The following is a 16,295-nucleotide window of genomic DNA, read 5'->3' as shown; positions in this document are numbered from 1 at the left end:
CTGTGAGAATCGACGCCATGGACGCCCAGAGCAGCAGACGGCAGGCCACCCGTACCAAGTTGTACGAGGCCGCCGTGACCCTCATCGCCGAGCAGGGCTTCTCGGCGACGACGGTGGACGAGATCGCGGAACGGGCCGGGGTGGCCAAGGGCACCGTCTACTACAACTTCAAGAGCAAGACGGAGCTCTTCGAGGAGCTGCTGCGGCATGGCGTCGGCCTGCTCACGGCCTCGCTGCGGTCCGCCGCCGACGAGACGGCGGCGCGTGGCGGGACGCGGGTCGAGGCGCTGGACGCGATGATCCGCGCGGGTCTGGTCTTCATCGACCGTTACCCGTCCTTCACCCAGCTGTACGTGGCCGAACTGTGGCGCACCAACCGGGCCTGGCAGTCCACCCTCCTGGTGGTACGCCAGGAGGCGGTGGCCGTCGTCGAGGGGGTCCTGCGGGAGGCCGTGGCGGCCGGTGAGCTGAGCGAGGAGATCGACGTCTCGCTGACGGCGGCGGCGCTGGTCGGGATGGTGCTGGTGGCGGCGCTGGACTGGCGGGCGTTCCAGAGCGAGCGCTCCATCGACGACGTCCACGCGGCGCTGTCCCGGCTGCTGCACGGGCGTGTGAGCGGACGCGGATAGCAGGCCGATAGCAGGAGCAGGTGACGCGGAAGCCGGTCCGGATGGGCTCGATCCCCCCGAGCCCGTCCGAACCGGCGTTTCCCCCGTGTCCCCCGTTCTTCCCCCGTGTCCCCCGTTCTTCCCCCGTCCCCCCGTATCCCCCGTGCGTTCCCCCGGTTCCCCGTTCCGGCAGGTGCGCGGGTGCCGTTCCGCCGCCCCGTGTCGGCGGTGCGGGACCCGCGCCCCTTCCGTGGTCTCCACTCTTCCGTCCCGGCGGGTAGGGCCCCATCCGCGTCCCTACTCATCTCGCCGCCTAGGTACGGGTACTCAGACCTCCGCGTTCATGCCCAGACGCGGCGCTGTCAGTGGGGCCGGATATGGTCCCTGACATGGCACGGATTGCGGTGATCGGCGCCGGGATGGGCGCCATGGCGGCGGCGGCCCGGCTGGCCGTCGCGGGCCACCGGGTGACGGTGTACGAGCGGACGGCGACGTACGGCGGCGCGGTGGGCCGGTTCGAGCGCGACGGCTTCGCCTTCGACACCGGCCCCGGCCTGCTGCACCTGCCCGCGGTCTACCGGGACCTGTTCGTCAAGACGGGCAAGGAACCGCTGGAGCGGTGCGTCGAGATGACCCAGGTGGACCCGGCCGTCCGGCACGTCTTCGCCGACGGCACGGCGGTCTCCCTGCCGAACGCGTCGCGCGCGGGTGTCGTCTCGGCGCTGGACACGGCGCTCGGCGCGGGGGCGGGCGAGCGGTGGGGCGACTTCCTCACGCGTGCGCGGGACGCCTGGGACCGCTCGCGGCGCCCGCTGCTGGAGGAGCCGCTGCCGGCCGACGTGTCGCCGTTCCGCCGCGACCCGTACCCGGCGCTGAAGACCGGGCTGCTGCGCCGGGCGGCGACGACGCTCGCCGAGGTGGGCGGCCGGGAGCTGCGCGACCCCCGGCTGACGGCGCTGCTGGAGAGCTACGCCCTCGCGTACGGCTTCGATCCGGCCACCGCGCCCGCCTCCGCCGCCGTCCTGCCGTACATGGAGCAGACCTTCGGCAGCTGGTACGTGACGGGCGGCATCCGGGCGCTGGCCGACGCCGTGTACGAGCGCTGCCGGGCCCGCAGGGTCGACTTCGTCTTCGGCGCCGAGGTCACGGGGGTGGTGGCGGAGGGCGGCCGTGCCGCGGGCCTGGAACTGGCCGACGGGACCCGGGTGGACGCGGACCAGGTGGTGGCGGCCGCGCCCGTGCCCGCGCTCTACCGGGACCAGGTGCTGGAGTGGGAGAGCCAGGACGAGTGGCCGCGTCACCAGGAGGCGATGCGCACCGGACGGGTGACCCTGTGCCTCGCCCTGCGCGGCGCGCGGCCCGCCGACGCGGTGCACCGGACGGTGGTGCACTCCACCGACCGCGTGGACGAGCTGGACGGCCTCGCGCACGGCCGGCTCTGCGACCGGCCGACGGTGACGGTGCTGCGGCCCGACGACGCGCGGCTGCGTCCGGACGAGGGCCATGAGGCGATCACGGTCACCGCGACCGTCGCCGCGGGCGGCGCCTGGGCCTCGGAGAACCTGTGGGGCGAAGGCGGGGCGGACACGGCGGTGAGCGCCTTCGCCGACCGGATGCTCCAGGCCGCGGAGGCCGCCGTACCCGGGCTGCGGGAGCGGCTGCTGTGGCGTGAGGTGCGCACCCCGGCGGACACCTTCCGGGAGACGGGCACGTACCGGGTGCCGGGCCCGGCGCTGGCGGGCGCGGGCGGCCGGCTGCTTCCGGCGGCGAACACGGCACCGCTGCCGGGGCTCCACTTCGCCGGGGGCTGGGCGCACCCGGGCGGCGGGCTGGCGCACGCCGGGATGTCCGGCGCCCTGGTGGCGGGGCTGATCGTGGAGGGCGCCGCCTTCCGCGGCTCCCGGTAGCGGGGGCGCGGGTGGCGGCGCCCCGGGGCCGTACCCCGCTGCCTCAGTAGCGGTACTGCGGGTCGTTCGGGTCGTAGCCGTACGGGGACGGCTGCCCGGGCGGCGGCGGGGGGTACTGCCCCTCCGCGTCGCGCTGCTGCGGCACCCACACACCGCCGGGGGGCGTGTCGCCGCCGTACTGCCCGGCGTAGGGGTCGGCGTAGGGCTGCTGGCCGCCGTAGCCGTCGTACGCGCCGTACGGCTGGGCGCCGGGCACCGGCCCGGCGGCGCTGGGGCCGATGTACGGGTCGGAGTAGGTGGCGTACTGCTGCTGGCCGGTGCCGTAGTCGTACGAGGCGGTGTACGTGTACGCGTCCTGCTGGTCGTAGCCGGCCGGGGCGGGGCTCCCGAAGCCGGTGTCGTACGCGGGGGTCCCGTCGGCGGCACCGCCCGGGTCGCCGGCCTGGTCGGTGCCGTAGCCGGTGGGGCCCGTGTAGACGCCGTACTGCCCGGTCTCGTCCGGGAGCGGCTGCGGCTCGTAGACGGCCGTGGTCTCGGCGGGCCCGGCCTCGGGCGCCGACTCGGGCGTGTCGTACGCCACGTCCGTGACCTCCAGCGTGGGCCCGGCGGCGCTCCCCCCGCCGCGGCGACGGCGGCTCGCGCCGGGGCGGCCGCCGAGCGCCCAGCCGGTGGAGAAGCCGCGCCGGAAGGAGAGCGTGACGTACGTCTGGCCGACGGCGAACGCGAGCGCGCCCACGATGATCACCGCGACGGAGGGCAGCAGCACCCCCAGCACCACGCCCAGGAAGCCGGCGAAGGCGAGCAGGCGCCACCGCAGCCGGGCCTTGTACTGCAGGAGCACTTCACCGAGCAGCCACAGCGCGACGATTCCGAACGCGATGTAGAGGACCGTCCAGCCCATGCCCGCCCCTCTCGTACGGCCGCCGCCCCGGGACGTGGCGGGTACGGCCGGTCAGGACTGCGTGTGCAGTCCGAGATTTTCGTAGATCTCGAGCGTCGCGGTGGAGTTGTTCAGCGTGATGAAGTGCAGCCCGGGTACGCCCTCGGACAGCAGACGAGCGCCGAACTCCGTTGCGAACTCGATGCCAATGGAGCGTACAGCGGCCGGATCGTCCTTGACGGCGAGGATGCGCTCTTTCAGGGCGGGCGGGAAGTGCGCATTGCTCAGCCGGGCGAATCGCTCGATCTGCTTGACGTTCGTCACCGGCATGATCTCCGGGATGATCGGCGTCTCGCAGCCCTTCGCCGCGACCCGGTCGCGGAGCCGCAGGTAGTCCTCCGGGTCGAAGAACATCTGGGTGATGGCGTAGTCCGCACCGGCCCGGCACTTGTCCACGAAGTGGCGGATGTCCGTGTCCCAGTCGGCGGAGCGGGGGTGCATCTCCGGGAAGGCGGCGACGCCCACGCAGAAGTCGCCGGACTCCTTGATCAGCCGGACGAGGTCGGCGGCGTACATCACGCCCTGCGGGTGCGGGACCCACTCGGCCATCGGGTCGCCGGGCGGGTCGCCCCGGACGGCGAGGATGTTGCGGATGTCGGCGTCGGCGTACTGGCCGATCATGTTGCGCAGCTCGGCGATGGTGTGGTTGACCGCGGTGAGGTGCGCGACGGGCGTGAGGGTGGTGTCGGCGGCGATCTGCTCGGTGGCCTTGACGGTCCCGGCACGAGTGGAGCCACCGGCTCCGTAGGTCACGGAGACGAAGCTCGGCGCCACCGCCTCGACCCGGCGCAGCGCGTTCCAGAGGTTCCGCTCGCCCTTCTCGGTCTTGGGCGCCCAGAACTCGAAGGAGTACGTCGTCTTGCCGGTCGCGAGCAGATCGCGCACGGTGCGGGCGCGATCTGTCCTGGTGGAGGGTGTGCCAAGGGCCATACGGGCAGGTTAACGACGGTGGGTCCGTCACCCAACCAGAGCAGGGGAATTCGTCCGATTTGCCGGATTGTTGTCCACCCATCGGACAAAACGGGGCTCATATCGCCCTCAGGGGCCGCTCAGCCCGCCCTCCCGACAGCCATCTGAGACGGCCGTCTCAGACAGTGAGCTCGCGCACCCGCTTGGCCAGGGCCGCCGCCGCGGCCGCCGGGTCGTCGGCCTCGGTGATCGCCCGTACGACGACGATCCTGCGGGCGCCGGCGTCCAGGACCTGGTCCAGGTTGTCCGCGTCGATGCCGCCGATCGCGAACCAGGGCCGCCGCTGCTCCAGCGACGCGGCGTACCGGACGAGGTCCAGCCCCGGCGCGTACCGGCCGGGCTTGGTGGGCGTGGGCCAGCAGGGGCCGGTGCAGAAGTAGTCGACGCCGGGCTCGGCGACCGCCGCGTCGACTTCCGACTCGCCGTGCGTGGAGCGGCCCACCAGCACCTGGTCGCCGAGGATCGCGCGCGCGGCCGGGACCGGCAGGTCGCCCTGGCCCAGGTGCAGCACGTCGGAGCCGATGGCGTGCGCCACATCGGCCCGGTCGTTCACCGCGAGCAGCTTGCCGTGGCGGCGGCAGGCGTCCGCGAACACCTCCAGGTGCTCCAGCTCCTCGCCGGCCTCCATGCCCTTGTCGCGCAGCTGGACGATGTCCACGCCGGAGGCGAGCACGGCGTCGAGGAACTCGGGGAGGTCCCCCTGCCGCTTGCGGGCGTCCGTGCACAGGTAGAGCCGGGCGTCGGACAGGAGCGCGCGTGCGGTGGCCATGAGAGGTTCCCCCCGTTGGTGCGGCGGTGCACGGACCGGCGCGGGCGCGCGAGCGTGCCGGCCGGCCCGTACACCGCCTGGTGTCGGTGTTCGGGTGTCAGTACGTCAGACGGCGAGCGCCTGGGCGCGGCGCTTCACCTCCGTGCCGCGATTCTCGCTGAGCGCCTGCGCGGGGGTGCCCGGCAGGGACGGGTCGGGGGTGAAGAGCCACTCCAGCATCTCTTCGTCGGTGAAGCCGTCGTCCCGCAGCAGCGTCAGGGTCCCGGAGAGGCCCTTGAGGACCTTGCCGTCCTTGATGAAGACGGCAGGGACCTGCAGCGTCCGGTTCTCACCACGGCGCACGGCGATCAGCTGGCCCTCCTTGACCAGCTGCCGCACGCGCGTCACCTCGACACCCAGCATTTCCGCGATGTCGGGCAGGTGGAGCCAGGCGGGGACGAGAGCATCGATTTTTGCGTCAATCTCGGTCACGGGACAAGCGTGCCATCCCGGACTGACAGGCGGTACCCGGGCTGGGCCAAGGGCGCGTCGGACCCACCCCCTAGGCCGCGGCCGCGGCCTTCAGGGGGACCGACGGGTCCGCGACGCGCTCCGCGTCGAGGGGTGTGCCCGCCTCGATCAGCTTGCGGCCCTGCGCCAGGTCCCGGGGGCGGCCGACCGCCAGCAGGGCGACCAGGACGTTCTCCCGCAGCCACGCGACGGACCAGGCGGCACCGGCCGGGTCGCCGCGCCACACCATCGCGTCGGCGGCGCCGTGATGGCCCGCGTACTGCACGAAGCGGCCGAACTGCTCGGACCAGAAGTACGGCACCGGGTCGTACGGGTGCGGCGCCTCGCCCACGATGCCGGCCGCGACCGTGCGCGGCCCCTGGAGGGCGTTGTCCCAGTGGTGGACCAGCAGCCGCTCGCCGTAGCGGGCGGAGGGGAAGGAGGCGCAGTCGCCGACGGCGTACACATCGGGTACGGACGTGCGCAGGTGGTCGTCCGCGAGGACGGCGCCGTCCTTGGCGAGGTCGATGCCGGAACCGGCCAGCCAGTCGGTGGCGGGCCGGGCGCCGATGCCGACGACCACCGCCCCGGCGGGCAGGAGCCGGCCGTCCTCCAGGGCCACCTCGCCCGGTTCGACGTGACCCACGCGCGCGTTGGTCAGGAGTTTCGCGCCGCCCTCCTCGTACCAGTCGGCCATCGGAGCGGCGACCTCGGCCGGCAGGGCGCCCGCCAGCGGCCGCTCGGCGGCCTCGACGACCGTCACGGCGCAGCCCGCCCCGCGGGCGGCCGTGGTGAACTCGGCGCCGATCCAGCCGGCGCCGACGACCACGATGTCGTGCTGCTCGGCGAGGACCGGGCGCAGCCGCTCGGCGTCGTCGAGGGTGCGCAGCAGGTGGACGCCGGGGACGCCCTCGGAGCCGGGCAGCGACAGCGGCACGGCGCCGGTCGCGATGACCAGCACGTCGTACGGAAGGGGTCCCTCCTCCGTGTCGATCTCGTGGGCGAGGGGGCGTACGCCGGTCACGGCCAGGCCGAGGCGCAGGTCGATGGAGAGGGCCTCGAAGTCGACCTCGAAGGCCGAGCCCTCCGCCGTGCCGAGCAGCACCGCCTTGGAGAGCGGCGGCCGGTCGTACGGCTGGTGCGGCTCGGCGCCGATCAGCAGCACCTGCCCCGCGAAGCCCTGTTCGCGCAGGGCCACGGCGGTCTGCACACCCGCTATCCCCGCCCCGACGATGACGACGCGCCGCTCGGCCGCCAGCCGCTCTGTATGCATCCGCTCGCTCACGCGATCACCTTACGTAGGTGACGGGTCGTCGGGCCAGAGTGAAGACACCCTTACTGGCCGTTGGGGGGTCGGGTTAGGCTGGCCACCGCAGAGCACTCGCGGGAGCCCGGACGCACCGGGCTGAGAGGGAGGCTGGACGGCCTCCGACCGTACGAACCTGATCCGGGTCATGCCGGCGAAGGGAGGGGCTGGACGCCCATGCATCCACGTGGATCGACACGTACGGAATCGACACGTACAGGCTCGGATGTCCTCGTCATCGGGGGCGGGATCATCGGCCTGGTCACGGCCTGGCGGGCGGCGCAGCGGGGGCTGCGCACGGCCGTCGTCGACCCGGAGCCGGGCGGCGGGGCCGCCCAGGTCGCGGCGGGCATGCTCGCCGCGGTCACCGAGCTCCACTACGGCGAGGAGACGCTCCTCGGCCTCAACCTCGCGTCGGCGCGCCGCTACCCGGACTTCGTCACCGAGCTCCGGGAGGCGGCGGGCGGCCTCGACGTCGGCTACCGCGCGTGCGGCACGCTGGCCGTCGCGCTGGACGCCGACGACCGCGCGCACCTGCGCGAGCTGCACGCGCTGCAGAGCCGGTGCGGCCTTCAGTCCGAGTGGCTGAACGGCCGTGAGTGCCGCCGCCTGGAGCCCATGCTGGCGCCCGGTGTGCGCGGCGGGCTGCGGGTGGACGGCGACCACCAGGTCGATCCGCGGCGGCTCGCGGCGGCCCTGGTGGCCGCGTGCGAGCGGGCCGGGGTGGTGTTCCACCGCGCCTGGGCGGAGCGGCTGCTGGTGGTCCGGGGCCGGGCGGCCGGGGCGGCCCTGAAGGACGGCACGGAGCTGGCCGCCGATCAGGTGGTGCTGGCCGCGGGCAGTCTCAGCGGCCGGCTCGGCGGCGTACCGGACGACGTCCTGCCGCCGGTACGGCCCGTCAAGGGGCAGGTGCTGCGGCTGACGGTGCCGCGCGCGTACGCGCCGTTCCTCTCCCGGACGGTGCGGGCGGTGGTGCGCGGCAGCCATGTGTACCTGGTGCCGCGCGAGAACGGCGAGCTGGTCGTCGGCGCCACGAGCGAGGAGCTCGGCTGGGACACCACGGTCACGGCGGGCGGGGTCTACGAACTGCTGCGCGACGCGCACGAGCTGGTGCCGGGCATCACCGAGCTGCCGCTGACCGAAACCCGCGCGGGGCTGCGCCCGGGGTCGCCCGACAACGCGCCGCTGCTGGGCCCGAGCGCGCTGCCGGGGCTGCACCTGGCGACCGGGCACTACCGCAACGGGGTGCTGCTGACGCCCGTCACGGGGGACGTGATGGCCGAGGTGCTGGCGAGCGGGGAGCTGCCGGAGCAGGCGCGTCCGTTCGCCCCGGCCCGATTCTCCGCAACCACCCCCGCTCTTTCCGCCCCCTCTTCCGTCTCTCCGGTTGGAGTGTCATGAACGTCTCCGTGAACGGCGAGGCCCGCGAGCTCGCCGCCCCGACCACGCTCGACGCCCTGGTCGCCACCCTCACCACCGCGCCGTCCGGTGTCGCCGCCGCCGTCAACGAGACCGTCGTCCCGCGCAGCCAGTGGGCCGGGACGCTGCTCGGCGACGGCGACCGCGTCGAGGTCCTCACCGCGGTCCAGGGGGGCTGAACCATGGCAGACGACCGTCTCACCATCGCCGGGACCTCCTTCGACTCCCGGCTGATCATGGGTACGGGCGGGGCGCCCAGCCTCGACGTACTGGAACGCGCCCTCGTCGCCAGCGGCACCGAGCTGACGACCGTGGCGATGCGCCGCCTGGACCCGACCGTCCGGGGCTCGGTCCTGTCGGTCCTCGACAAGCTGGGCATCCGCGTCCTGCCGAACACCGCGGGCTGTTTCACCGCGGGCGAGGCGGTCCTGACGGCCCGGCTCGCGCGGGAGGCGCTCGGCACGGACTGGATCAAGCTGGAGGTGGTGGCCGACGAGCGGACGCTGCTGCCCGACCCGATCGAGCTGCTCGACGCCGCCGAGACCCTGGTCGACGACGGCTTCACGGTCCTGCCGTACACCAACGACGACCCGGTGCTCGCGCGCAAGCTGGAGGACGTCGGCTGCGCGGCGATCATGCCGCTGGGTTCGCCGATCGGCTCGGGGCTCGGCATCCGCAACCCGCACAACTTCCAGCTGATCGTGGAGCACGCGCGCGTGCCGGTGATCCTGGACGCGGGCGCCGGTACGGCGTCGGACGCGGCGCTCGCCATGGAGCTGGGGTGCGCGGCGGTGATGCTGGCCTCGGCGGTGACGCGGGCGCAGGAGCCGGTGCTGATGGCCGAGGCGATGCGCCATGCGGTCGAGGCGGGCCGCCTCGCGTACCGCGCCGGGCGGATCCCGCGCCGGCACTTCGCGGAGGCGTCGTCCCCGGTGGAGGGGCGCGCGGTCCTGGATCCGGAGCGGCCGGCGTTCTGACGGCGTCCCGACGGCGCCCCTCCAGGGGCGCCGGAGGTGTCGTCGGTGTCACAGCTCGGCTGCAGTCACGGCAGGGGCTCGTACGGGGCGGCAGGGGTGTCGGTGCGGGCTCGTAGACTCGGGCGGGTGGATACGACCCTGCACGACCCGCTCGTGGGCCAGCTGCTCGACGGCCGCTACCGAGTCGAGGCGCGCATCGCCGTCGGGGGCATGGCCACGGTGTACCGGGCGGTGGACACCCGGCTCGACCGGGTGCTCGCGCTCAAGGTGATGCACCCGGCCCTCGCCACGGACGCGACCTTCGTCGAGCGGTTCATCCGCGAGGCCAAGTCCGTGGCGCGGCTCTCGCACCCGAACGTGGTCGGGGTCTTCGACCAGGGCGCCGACGGGGCGTACGTGTACCTCGCCATGGAGTACGTCGCGGGCTGCACCCTCCGGGACGTGCTGCGCGAGCGCGGCGCCCTGCGCCCGCGGGCCGCGCTCGACATCCTGGAGCCGGTGCTCGCGGCGCTGGGGGCCGCGCACCGGGCGGGCTTCGTCCACCGGGACATGAAGCCGGAGAACGTGCTGATCGGGGACGACGGCCGGGTCAAGGTCGCCGACTTCGGGCTCGTCCGGGCCGTCGGCGCCGCCACGAACACCACCGGTTCCGTACTCGGCACCGTGTCCTACCTGGCGCCGGAGCAGATCGAGGACGGCGCCGCCGACACGCGCACCGATGTGTACGCGTGCGGTGTGGTCCTGTACGAGATGCTGACCGGCGCCAAGCCGCACTCCGGCGACACGCCCGCCCAGGTCCTCTACCAGCACCTGAACGCGGACGTTCCGGCCCCGTCCGCCGCCGTACCCGGGCTCGCGGTCGAGCTGGACGAGCTGGTGGCGCTGGCCACGGCCCGCAACCCCGAGGTCCGCCCGTACGACGCCGTGGCGCTGCTCGCGCACGCCCGCGAGGCGCGGGCTGCGCTCGGCGACGAGCAGCTGGACCTGGACCCGCCGTCGGTACGGGCACAGCCGCCGGCGGAGGTGCCCGCGGCGGACGGGGCCGGCGGTCCGGAGGACGTGACCAGCGTGATCGCGCGCCCGCTGCCCGAGCCGCAGGAGCCGGTCCGCCACACCAGCCGCCTGGAGGTGCCGCCGGCCCTGCAGCCTCCGGCCCCGGCGCCCGACCGGCCGGCGACGGTGCGCGACCCCCGGCGCGGCATGATCGCCGCACTGGTGGCCGTCCTGCTCGTGCTGGGGGTCGGCGCGGGCGTCTGGTACATCAACTCGGGGCAGTTCACCCGCGTCCCGACGCTCCTCGGCCAGACCCAGGCCGAGGCGGAGAAGCGGCTCACGGACGTCGGCCTCGACGTCAAGGGGGTCAAGCGGGCCTACAGCAGCGCCTACGAGCGGGGCACGGTCATGGCCAGCGATCCCGCCCCCGGCGAGCGGATCCGGGACAACGGCTCCGTGACGCTCACGATCTCGCGCGGTCCCGAGATCGTGAAGGTCCCCGACCTCAAGGGCAAGCCGCTCGCCGAGGCGAAGCGCGAGCTGACCAAGGCCGGTCTCGCGCCGGGCGTGGTCACCAAGGCCTTCAGCGAGGAGGTCGAGCAGGGCGCGGTGATCGGCACCGACCCGAAGCCCGGCACCGAGCGCAACCCCGACTCCGCCGTCGCCCTCGTGGTCAGCCGGGGCGCCCCGGTCGACGTCCCGGACGTCACCGGCGACCCGGTCAAGGACGCCACCCGTACGCTGGAGGAGGCCGGGTTCACCGTGAAGGTCGCCCCCGAGCGGGTGCACTCGGCCCAGAACGCGGGCGCGGTCGCCAGCCAGTCCCCGGCCGACGGCCGCCAGGCCGCCAAGGGCGACACGGTCACGCTCACCGTCTCCAAGGGCCCCCGCATGGTCGCCGTGCCCGACGTCACGGGCGACGGCGTCGACGACGCGCGGCGCGAACTGGAGGCCGCGGGCTTCCAGGTGAAGGTCGAGAAGGCCTTCCCCTTCCTGAGCGACACCGTGAGCGAGCAGTCCGTAGCCGGCGGCGAGAAGGCCCCCGAGGGCAGCACCATCACCATCAAGACCAAGGGAATCTGAGCACCCATGCGCAACCCCGTCGGCGGCCATGTCCCCGTGGCCGGCGGCCTTGCCAAGACCGGCCTGTCGTACGCACGCGAGCTCGGCGCCGAAACCGTCCAGGTCTTCGTCGCCAACCCCCGCGGCTGGGCGACCCCCGCCGGGAACCCGGTGCAGGACGAGCTGTTCCGCGCCGAGTGCGCGGCCGAGGGGATACCGGCGTACGTCCACGCCCCGTATCTGATCAACTTCGGTTCCCACACCGAGGCGACCGTCGAGTTCTCGGTGGCGTCGCTGCGCCACTCGCTGCGGCGCGCCCGGGAGATCGGCGCGCTGGGCGTGGTGGTGCACACCGGTTCGGCGACCGGGGGCCGCCCCCGCGAGGAGGCCCTCGCGCAGGTGCGCACCCACATGCTGCCGCTGCTCGACGAGCTGACGCACGACGACGACCCGTTCCTGCTGCTGGAGTCGACGGCCGGGCAAGGCGCCTCGCTCTGCTCCCGGACCTGGGACTTCGGCCCGTACTTCGAGGCGCTCGACGCCCACCCCAAGCTGGGCATCTGCCTCGACACCTGCCACATCTTCGCGGCCGGGCACGACCTCACCGGGGAGCACGGCATGCGGCAGACGCTGGACCTGCTGGTGGAGACGGTCGGGGAGGGCCGGCTGAAGCTGATCCACGCCAATGACTCCAAGGACGTGGTGGGCGCCCACAAGGACCGTCACGCGAACATCGGCGCCGGCCACATCGGCGAGGAGCCGTTCCGGGAGCTGATGCGCCACCCGGCGACGGAGGGCGTGCCGCTGATCATCGAGACGCCCGGCGGGAAGGAAGGCCACGCGGCGGATGTGGAGCGGCTGAAGAAACTCCGGTGACGGTGACCCCTTGAGGGAATACCCCTAGGGGGTATACGGTTCTTGCTGTCGGCAGGAACCGCTACCAGGCGTTGGGGGAATCTCATGCGGCACGACAGCCACGCGGAGCACAGCGAGCAGGCGCACCAGCACCACGCACCGCAGGACCAGCACGACCACGAGCAGCACCAGCACCACGAGCATCACCAACATCATCAGCACCACCAGCACCACACGGGCGCGGGCAAGGTCAGCTGGTCCATGGCCGCCCAGGCCACCCTCCACTGCCTCACCGGCTGCGCCATCGGCGAAGTCCTGGGCATGGTCATCGGCACCGCCCTCGGCTGGGGCAACCTCCCCACCATGGCCCTGGCGATCGTCCTCGCCTTCACCTTCGGCTACGCGCTCACGCTGCGCGGCATCCTCAAGGCAGGCGTCGACTTCAAGACCGCCTTCCGGGTCGCCCTCGCCGCCGACACGCTGTCCATCGCCGTCATGGAGATCATCGACAACGGCGTGCTCGCCCTCTGGCCCGGCGCCATGGACGCCCACCTGACGGACGCGTTCTTCTGGGGGGTCCTCGCCTTCGCCCTCTTCGCCGCCTTCGTCATCACCACACCCGTCAACAAGTGGATGATCGGCCGCGGCAAGGGCCACGCGGTGGTGCACCAGTACCACCACTGACGACGCGACCGGTTACCCGGGAGGGGTACTACAGCTCCGGGCCGTCCCCCGGCCCCTCCTGGTACGAGTACCGCTGCTCCCGCCACGGGTCGCCGATGTTGTGATAGCCGCGCTCCTCCCAGAAGCCGCGGCGATCGGCGGTCATGTACTCGACGCCCCGGACCCACTTGGGCCCCTTCCAGGCGTACAGGTGCGGCACGATCAGCCGCAGCGGGAAGCCGTGCTCGGCGGTGAGGAGCTCACCGTCCTTGTGGGTGGCGAAAATCGAGCGGTCCGACGCGAAGTCCGAGAGCCGCATGTTGGCGCTGAAGCCGTACTCCGCCCACACCATCACATGGCTGACACCGGCGGCCGGCGGCGCCAGCTCCAGGATCGTACGGGCGGGGACGCCACCCCATTCGGCCCCCACCATGCTGAATTTCGTCACGCAGTGCAGGTCGGCCACGACCGTGGCGAACGGCAGGGCCGAGAACTGCTCGTGGGTCCAACTGTGCTTCTCGCCGTCCGCCGTGGCGCCGAAGACCTGGAACTCCCAGCGGTCCGGCTTGAACTTGGGGACGGGGCCGTAGTGGGTCACCGGCCAACCGCGCTGCAGCCGCTGGCCCGGCGGAAGCTCGGACTCCCCTGACGCCCGGTTTTCCTCGCTCCCTGGGTGACCCATGCCTCAATGGTGACAGACCGGGAGGGGTGGTCATGACCAGGGACGGGACGGTACAGGCCGCATTCGGGCAAGTCCCACTAAGCCTGTACTTACTGGACGACCTCCCTCGGCGGTGCGAGGATGCGCGGCATCGGCATGTGCCATCGTTCACACGCGCGGAAGGAGCCTCTGCGATGCAGGGCGACCCGGAGGTCATCGAATTCCTCAACGAGCAGCTCACCGCCGAGCTGACGGCGATCAACCAGTACTTCCTGCACGCGAAGATGCAGGAGAACATGGGGTGGACGAAGCTCGCGAAGTACACGCGTGCGGAGTCGTTCGACGAGATGAAGCACGCCGAGGTGCTGACCGACCGCATCCTCTTCCTGGACGGCCTACCGAACTACCAGCGGCTGTTCCACGTCCGGGTGGGCCAGACGGTCACCGAGATGTTCCAGGCGGACCGGCAGGTCGAGGTCGAGGCGATCGACCGGCTCAAGCGCGGCATCGAGGTGATGCGCGCCAAGGGCGACATCACGTCGGCGAACATCTTCGAGTCGATCCTCGCGGACGAGGAGCACCACATCGACTACCTCGACACGCAGCTGGACCTGATCGACAAGCTCGGCGAGGCGCTCTACATCGCCCAGCTGATCGAGCAGCCGGACAGCTAGCCCACCCGGCCCTTACGCGGCTTCGGCCAGCGGTTCGGCGGTCTCCGGGACGTCGGCGGTGAGGGCGGGCCTGCCCTGGTCCACCAGATCGCGCCGCGGGCAGTTTCCGCGGCCGAGGATGGCCTGGATGCGGCGTACGCAGGACCCGCAGTCGGTGCCGGCCTTGCAGGCGGACGCTATCTGGCGGGGCGTGCAGGCGCCGGCCTCCGCGTGTTCCTTGACCTGCTTCTCCGTGACACCGAAGCACGAGCAGACGTACACGCGGTCACCTCCCTGCGGATCCGGAAACGGGTCGGACGGCCAATGGTTCTGGAAGCCCTTCCCGATTCCTCGGTGAGGCTAACCTAACCTTACCCCGCACCCCCGGAGCGCAACAGCGGGGAAGCCGACGAAAACGCCGATGGGGCGCGGATCACATGGATCCGCGCCCCATCGGCACGTCAAGGCTTTTTCCAGCCAAGATCACAGCCAGCCAAGGTCACTGGTCGCGGTACATCTCCGCCACCAGGAAGGCCAGGTCCAGCGACTGGCTGCGGTTGAGCCGGGGGTCGCAGGCGGTCTCGTAGCGCTGGTGCAGGTCGTCGACGAAGATCTCGTCGCCGCCGCCCACGCACTCGGTGACGTCGTCACCGGTCAGCTCCACGTGGATGCCGCCCGGGTGCGTACCGAGCTCCTTGTGGACCTCGAAGAAGCCCTTGACCTCGTCGAGCACGTCGTCGAAGCGGCGCGTCTTGTGGCCGGAGGCCGCCTCGAAGGTGTTGCCGTGCATCGGGTCGGTCACCCAGGCCACCGTGGCACCGGACGCCGTGACCTTCTCGACCAGCTCGGGTAGCTTGTCGCGGACCTTGTCGGCGCCCATGCGGACGATGAAGGTCAGCCGGCCCGGCTCGCGGTCCGGGTCGAGGCGGTCGATGTACGTCAGCGCCTCGTCGACCGTCGTCGTCGGGCCCAGCTTGATCCCGATGGGGTTGCGGATCCGCGACGCGAACTCGATGTGCGCGCCGTCCAGCTGGCGGGTGCGCTCACCGATCCAGACCATGTGGCCCGAGGTGTCGTACAGGTGCCCGGTCCGCGAGTCGACGCGGGTCAGCGCCGACTCGTAGTCCAGCAGCAGCGCCTCGTGGGAGGCGTAGAACTCGACCGTGCGGAACTCGGCCGGGTCGGTGCCGCAGGCCTTCATGAAGTTCAGCGCGTTGTCGATCTCCCGCGCCAGCTGCTCGTAGCGCTGGCCGGACGGCGACGACTTCACGAAGTCCTGGTTCCAGGCGTGCACCTGGCGCAGGTCGGCGTAACCGCCGGTGGTGAAGGCGCGCACCAGGTTCAGCGTCGAGGCGGACGCCTGGTACATGCGCTTGAGCCGCTGCGGGTCCGGGATCCGGGCCGCCTCGGTGAACTCGAAGCCGTTGACGGAGTCGCCGCGGTAGGTCGGCAGGGTCACGCCGTCGCGGGTCTCGGTCGGCTTGGAGCGCGGCTTGGAGTACTGGCCGGCGATCCGTCCCACCTTCACGACGGGTACGGAGGCGGCGTAGGTGAGGACGGCGCCCATCTGGAGCAGCGTCTTGAGCTTGTTACGGATGTGGTCGGCGGACACGGCGTCGAAGGCCTCGGCGCAGTCGCCGCCCTGGAGCAGGAACGCCTCGCCCCTGGCGACGGCTCCCATCCGGGCGCGCAGCTGGTCGCACTCGCCTGCGAAGACGAGCGGCGGATACGACTCGAGGTCCGCGATCACATCGCGCAGAGCCTCGGCATCCGGGTACTCGGGCTGCTGCGCCGCGGGCAGGTCTCGCCAGGTGTTGCCACCGGTAGCGGTGGTCTTAGCGTTCACGGTCACCTGACCAACCTTACGGGTTCTTCCGATACGTCCATCTGTGAGCCCACCTGATGAGACAAGGAATCTTGGGGTAGTGTGCGCCGCATGTACGCGCAGCAGACCCAGACGACGCAGAACTGGTGGTGGACCGCTCATCCGGCGGCCCACTGACTCGCGTACGCACCGACACCGC

18 protein-coding genes and 1 riboswitch are annotated in these 16,295 nt (G+C 72.3%); of the genes, 10 read left to right on the top strand and 8 right to left on the bottom strand.

From position 1 onward, the window contains the following. The first annotated feature begins 17 nt into the window (after positions 1–17). The gene (locus tag ACZ42X_RS21840) at positions 18–629 is read left to right on the top strand and encodes a TetR/AcrR family transcriptional regulator (protein WP_468292550.1); all 612 of its coding nucleotides are present in this window, start codon (positions 18–20) and stop codon (positions 627–629) included. Between the two features lie 368 nt (positions 630–997). Then, on the top strand, positions 998–2,515 hold the full coding sequence (locus ACZ42X_RS21835; RefSeq protein WP_468292547.1) for a phytoene desaturase family protein: 1,518 nt from the start codon (positions 998–1,000) through the stop codon (positions 2,513–2,515). Between the two features lie 43 nt (positions 2,516–2,558). On the opposite strand, the gene ACZ42X_RS21830 is transcribed toward ACZ42X_RS21835, so the two are convergent. The 5 genes from ACZ42X_RS21830 to ACZ42X_RS21810 form a co-directional block, all read right to left on the bottom strand. Beyond that, the gene (locus tag ACZ42X_RS21830) at positions 2,559–3,416 is read right to left on the bottom strand and encodes a hypothetical protein (protein WP_468292544.1); all 858 of its coding nucleotides are present in this window, start codon (positions 3,414–3,416) and stop codon (positions 2,559–2,561) included. A gap of 51 nt (positions 3,417–3,467) precedes the next feature. Continuing rightward, on the bottom strand, positions 3,468–4,385 hold the full coding sequence (gene metF / locus ACZ42X_RS21825; protein WP_468292542.1) for a methylenetetrahydrofolate reductase [NAD(P)H]: 918 nt from the start codon (positions 4,383–4,385) through the stop codon (positions 3,468–3,470). Positions 4,386–4,542: 157 nt separating this feature from the next. Next, positions 4,543–5,193: a thiamine phosphate synthase gene (gene thiE / locus ACZ42X_RS21820; protein ID WP_468292539.1), complete on the bottom strand. Its 651-nt coding sequence runs from the start codon at positions 5,191–5,193 to the stop codon at positions 4,543–4,545. 105 nt (positions 5,194–5,298) lie between these two features. After that, positions 5,299–5,664, bottom strand: coding sequence for an Rv2175c family DNA-binding protein (locus tag ACZ42X_RS21815; RefSeq protein ID WP_361414510.1), 366 nt, complete (start codon positions 5,662–5,664; stop codon positions 5,299–5,301). Between the two features lie 70 nt (positions 5,665–5,734). Then, a complete protein-coding gene (locus ACZ42X_RS21810) occupies positions 5,735–6,955 on the bottom strand; it encodes an NAD(P)/FAD-dependent oxidoreductase (RefSeq protein WP_468292535.1) in 1,221 nt (406 codons plus the stop codon). Between the two features lie 100 nt (positions 6,956–7,055). Next, a riboswitch (TPP riboswitch) is annotated at positions 7,056–7,168 on the top strand. Here ACZ42X_RS21810 and thiO point away from each other — a divergent pair. The 6 genes from thiO to ACZ42X_RS21780 all read left to right on the top strand — a co-directional run bounded on the left by thiO (position 7,166) and on the right by ACZ42X_RS21780 (position 12,978). After that, complete coding sequence (gene thiO / locus ACZ42X_RS21805; protein WP_468292532.1) at positions 7,166–8,389, top strand: glycine oxidase ThiO; 1,224 nt, start codon at positions 7,166–7,168, stop codon at positions 8,387–8,389. It overlaps the preceding riboswitch by 3 nt. Further along, positions 8,386–8,586, top strand: a complete 201-nt coding sequence (gene thiS, locus ACZ42X_RS21800; protein ID WP_355366970.1) for a sulfur carrier protein ThiS — start codon at positions 8,386–8,388, stop codon at positions 8,584–8,586. Before thiO ends, thiS begins: the two co-directional genes overlap by 4 nt. Before the next feature lie 3 nt (positions 8,587–8,589). Beyond that, positions 8,590–9,384 (top strand): thiazole synthase, encoded by a 795-nt coding sequence (locus tag ACZ42X_RS21795; RefSeq protein WP_468292528.1) that lies wholly within the window; start codon positions 8,590–8,592, stop codon positions 9,382–9,384. A gap of 126 nt (positions 9,385–9,510) precedes the next feature. Further along, positions 9,511–11,460: a Stk1 family PASTA domain-containing Ser/Thr kinase gene (pknB, locus tag ACZ42X_RS21790; protein WP_468292525.1), complete on the top strand. Its 1,950-nt coding sequence runs from the start codon at positions 9,511–9,513 to the stop codon at positions 11,458–11,460. Between the two features lie 6 nt (positions 11,461–11,466). Then, entirely contained in the window at positions 11,467–12,315 is an 849-nt protein-coding gene (locus ACZ42X_RS21785; RefSeq protein WP_361414502.1) for a deoxyribonuclease IV, read from the top strand. Between the two features lie 84 nt (positions 12,316–12,399). Then, the gene (locus tag ACZ42X_RS21780; RefSeq protein ID WP_468292522.1) at positions 12,400–12,978 is read left to right on the top strand and encodes a DUF4396 domain-containing protein; all 579 of its coding nucleotides are present in this window, start codon (positions 12,400–12,402) and stop codon (positions 12,976–12,978) included. A 28-nt stretch (positions 12,979–13,006) separates the two neighbouring features. Here the strand turns inward: ACZ42X_RS21780 and ACZ42X_RS21775 are convergent, their stop codons facing one another. Then, entirely contained in the window at positions 13,007–13,639 is a 633-nt protein-coding gene (locus ACZ42X_RS21775; protein WP_468292519.1) for a sulfite oxidase-like oxidoreductase, read from the bottom strand. A 173-nt stretch (positions 13,640–13,812) separates the two neighbouring features. Here ACZ42X_RS21775 and bfr point away from each other — a divergent pair, with 173 nt between their 5' ends. Next, the gene (bfr, locus tag ACZ42X_RS21770) at positions 13,813–14,292 is read left to right on the top strand and encodes a bacterioferritin (RefSeq protein ID WP_468292516.1); all 480 of its coding nucleotides are present in this window, start codon (positions 13,813–13,815) and stop codon (positions 14,290–14,292) included. A 12-nt stretch (positions 14,293–14,304) separates the two neighbouring features. On the opposite strand, the gene ACZ42X_RS21765 is transcribed toward bfr, so the two are convergent. Next, positions 14,305–14,553 (bottom strand): (2Fe-2S)-binding protein, encoded by a 249-nt coding sequence (locus ACZ42X_RS21765; RefSeq protein WP_468292513.1) that lies wholly within the window; start codon positions 14,551–14,553, stop codon positions 14,305–14,307. 217 nt (positions 14,554–14,770) lie between these two features. After that, the gene (locus ACZ42X_RS21760) at positions 14,771–16,117 is read right to left on the bottom strand and encodes a class II 3-deoxy-7-phosphoheptulonate synthase (protein ID WP_468293384.1); all 1,347 of its coding nucleotides are present in this window, start codon (positions 16,115–16,117) and stop codon (positions 14,771–14,773) included. Between the two features lie 90 nt (positions 16,118–16,207). On the opposite strand from ACZ42X_RS21760, the gene ACZ42X_RS21755 reads away from it, so the two are divergent. After that, positions 16,208–16,273: a trp operon leader peptide gene (locus ACZ42X_RS21755; RefSeq protein WP_468293381.1), complete on the top strand. Its 66-nt coding sequence runs from the start codon at positions 16,208–16,210 to the stop codon at positions 16,271–16,273. Positions 16,274–16,295: the final 22 nt, after the last annotated feature.

It is taken from the genome of Streptomyces sp. NPDC030862 (genome assembly GCF_055571835.1).
The sequence above is the reverse complement of the archived record's forward strand: the minus strand, read 5'-3'. Positions and strand labels throughout refer to the sequence as shown.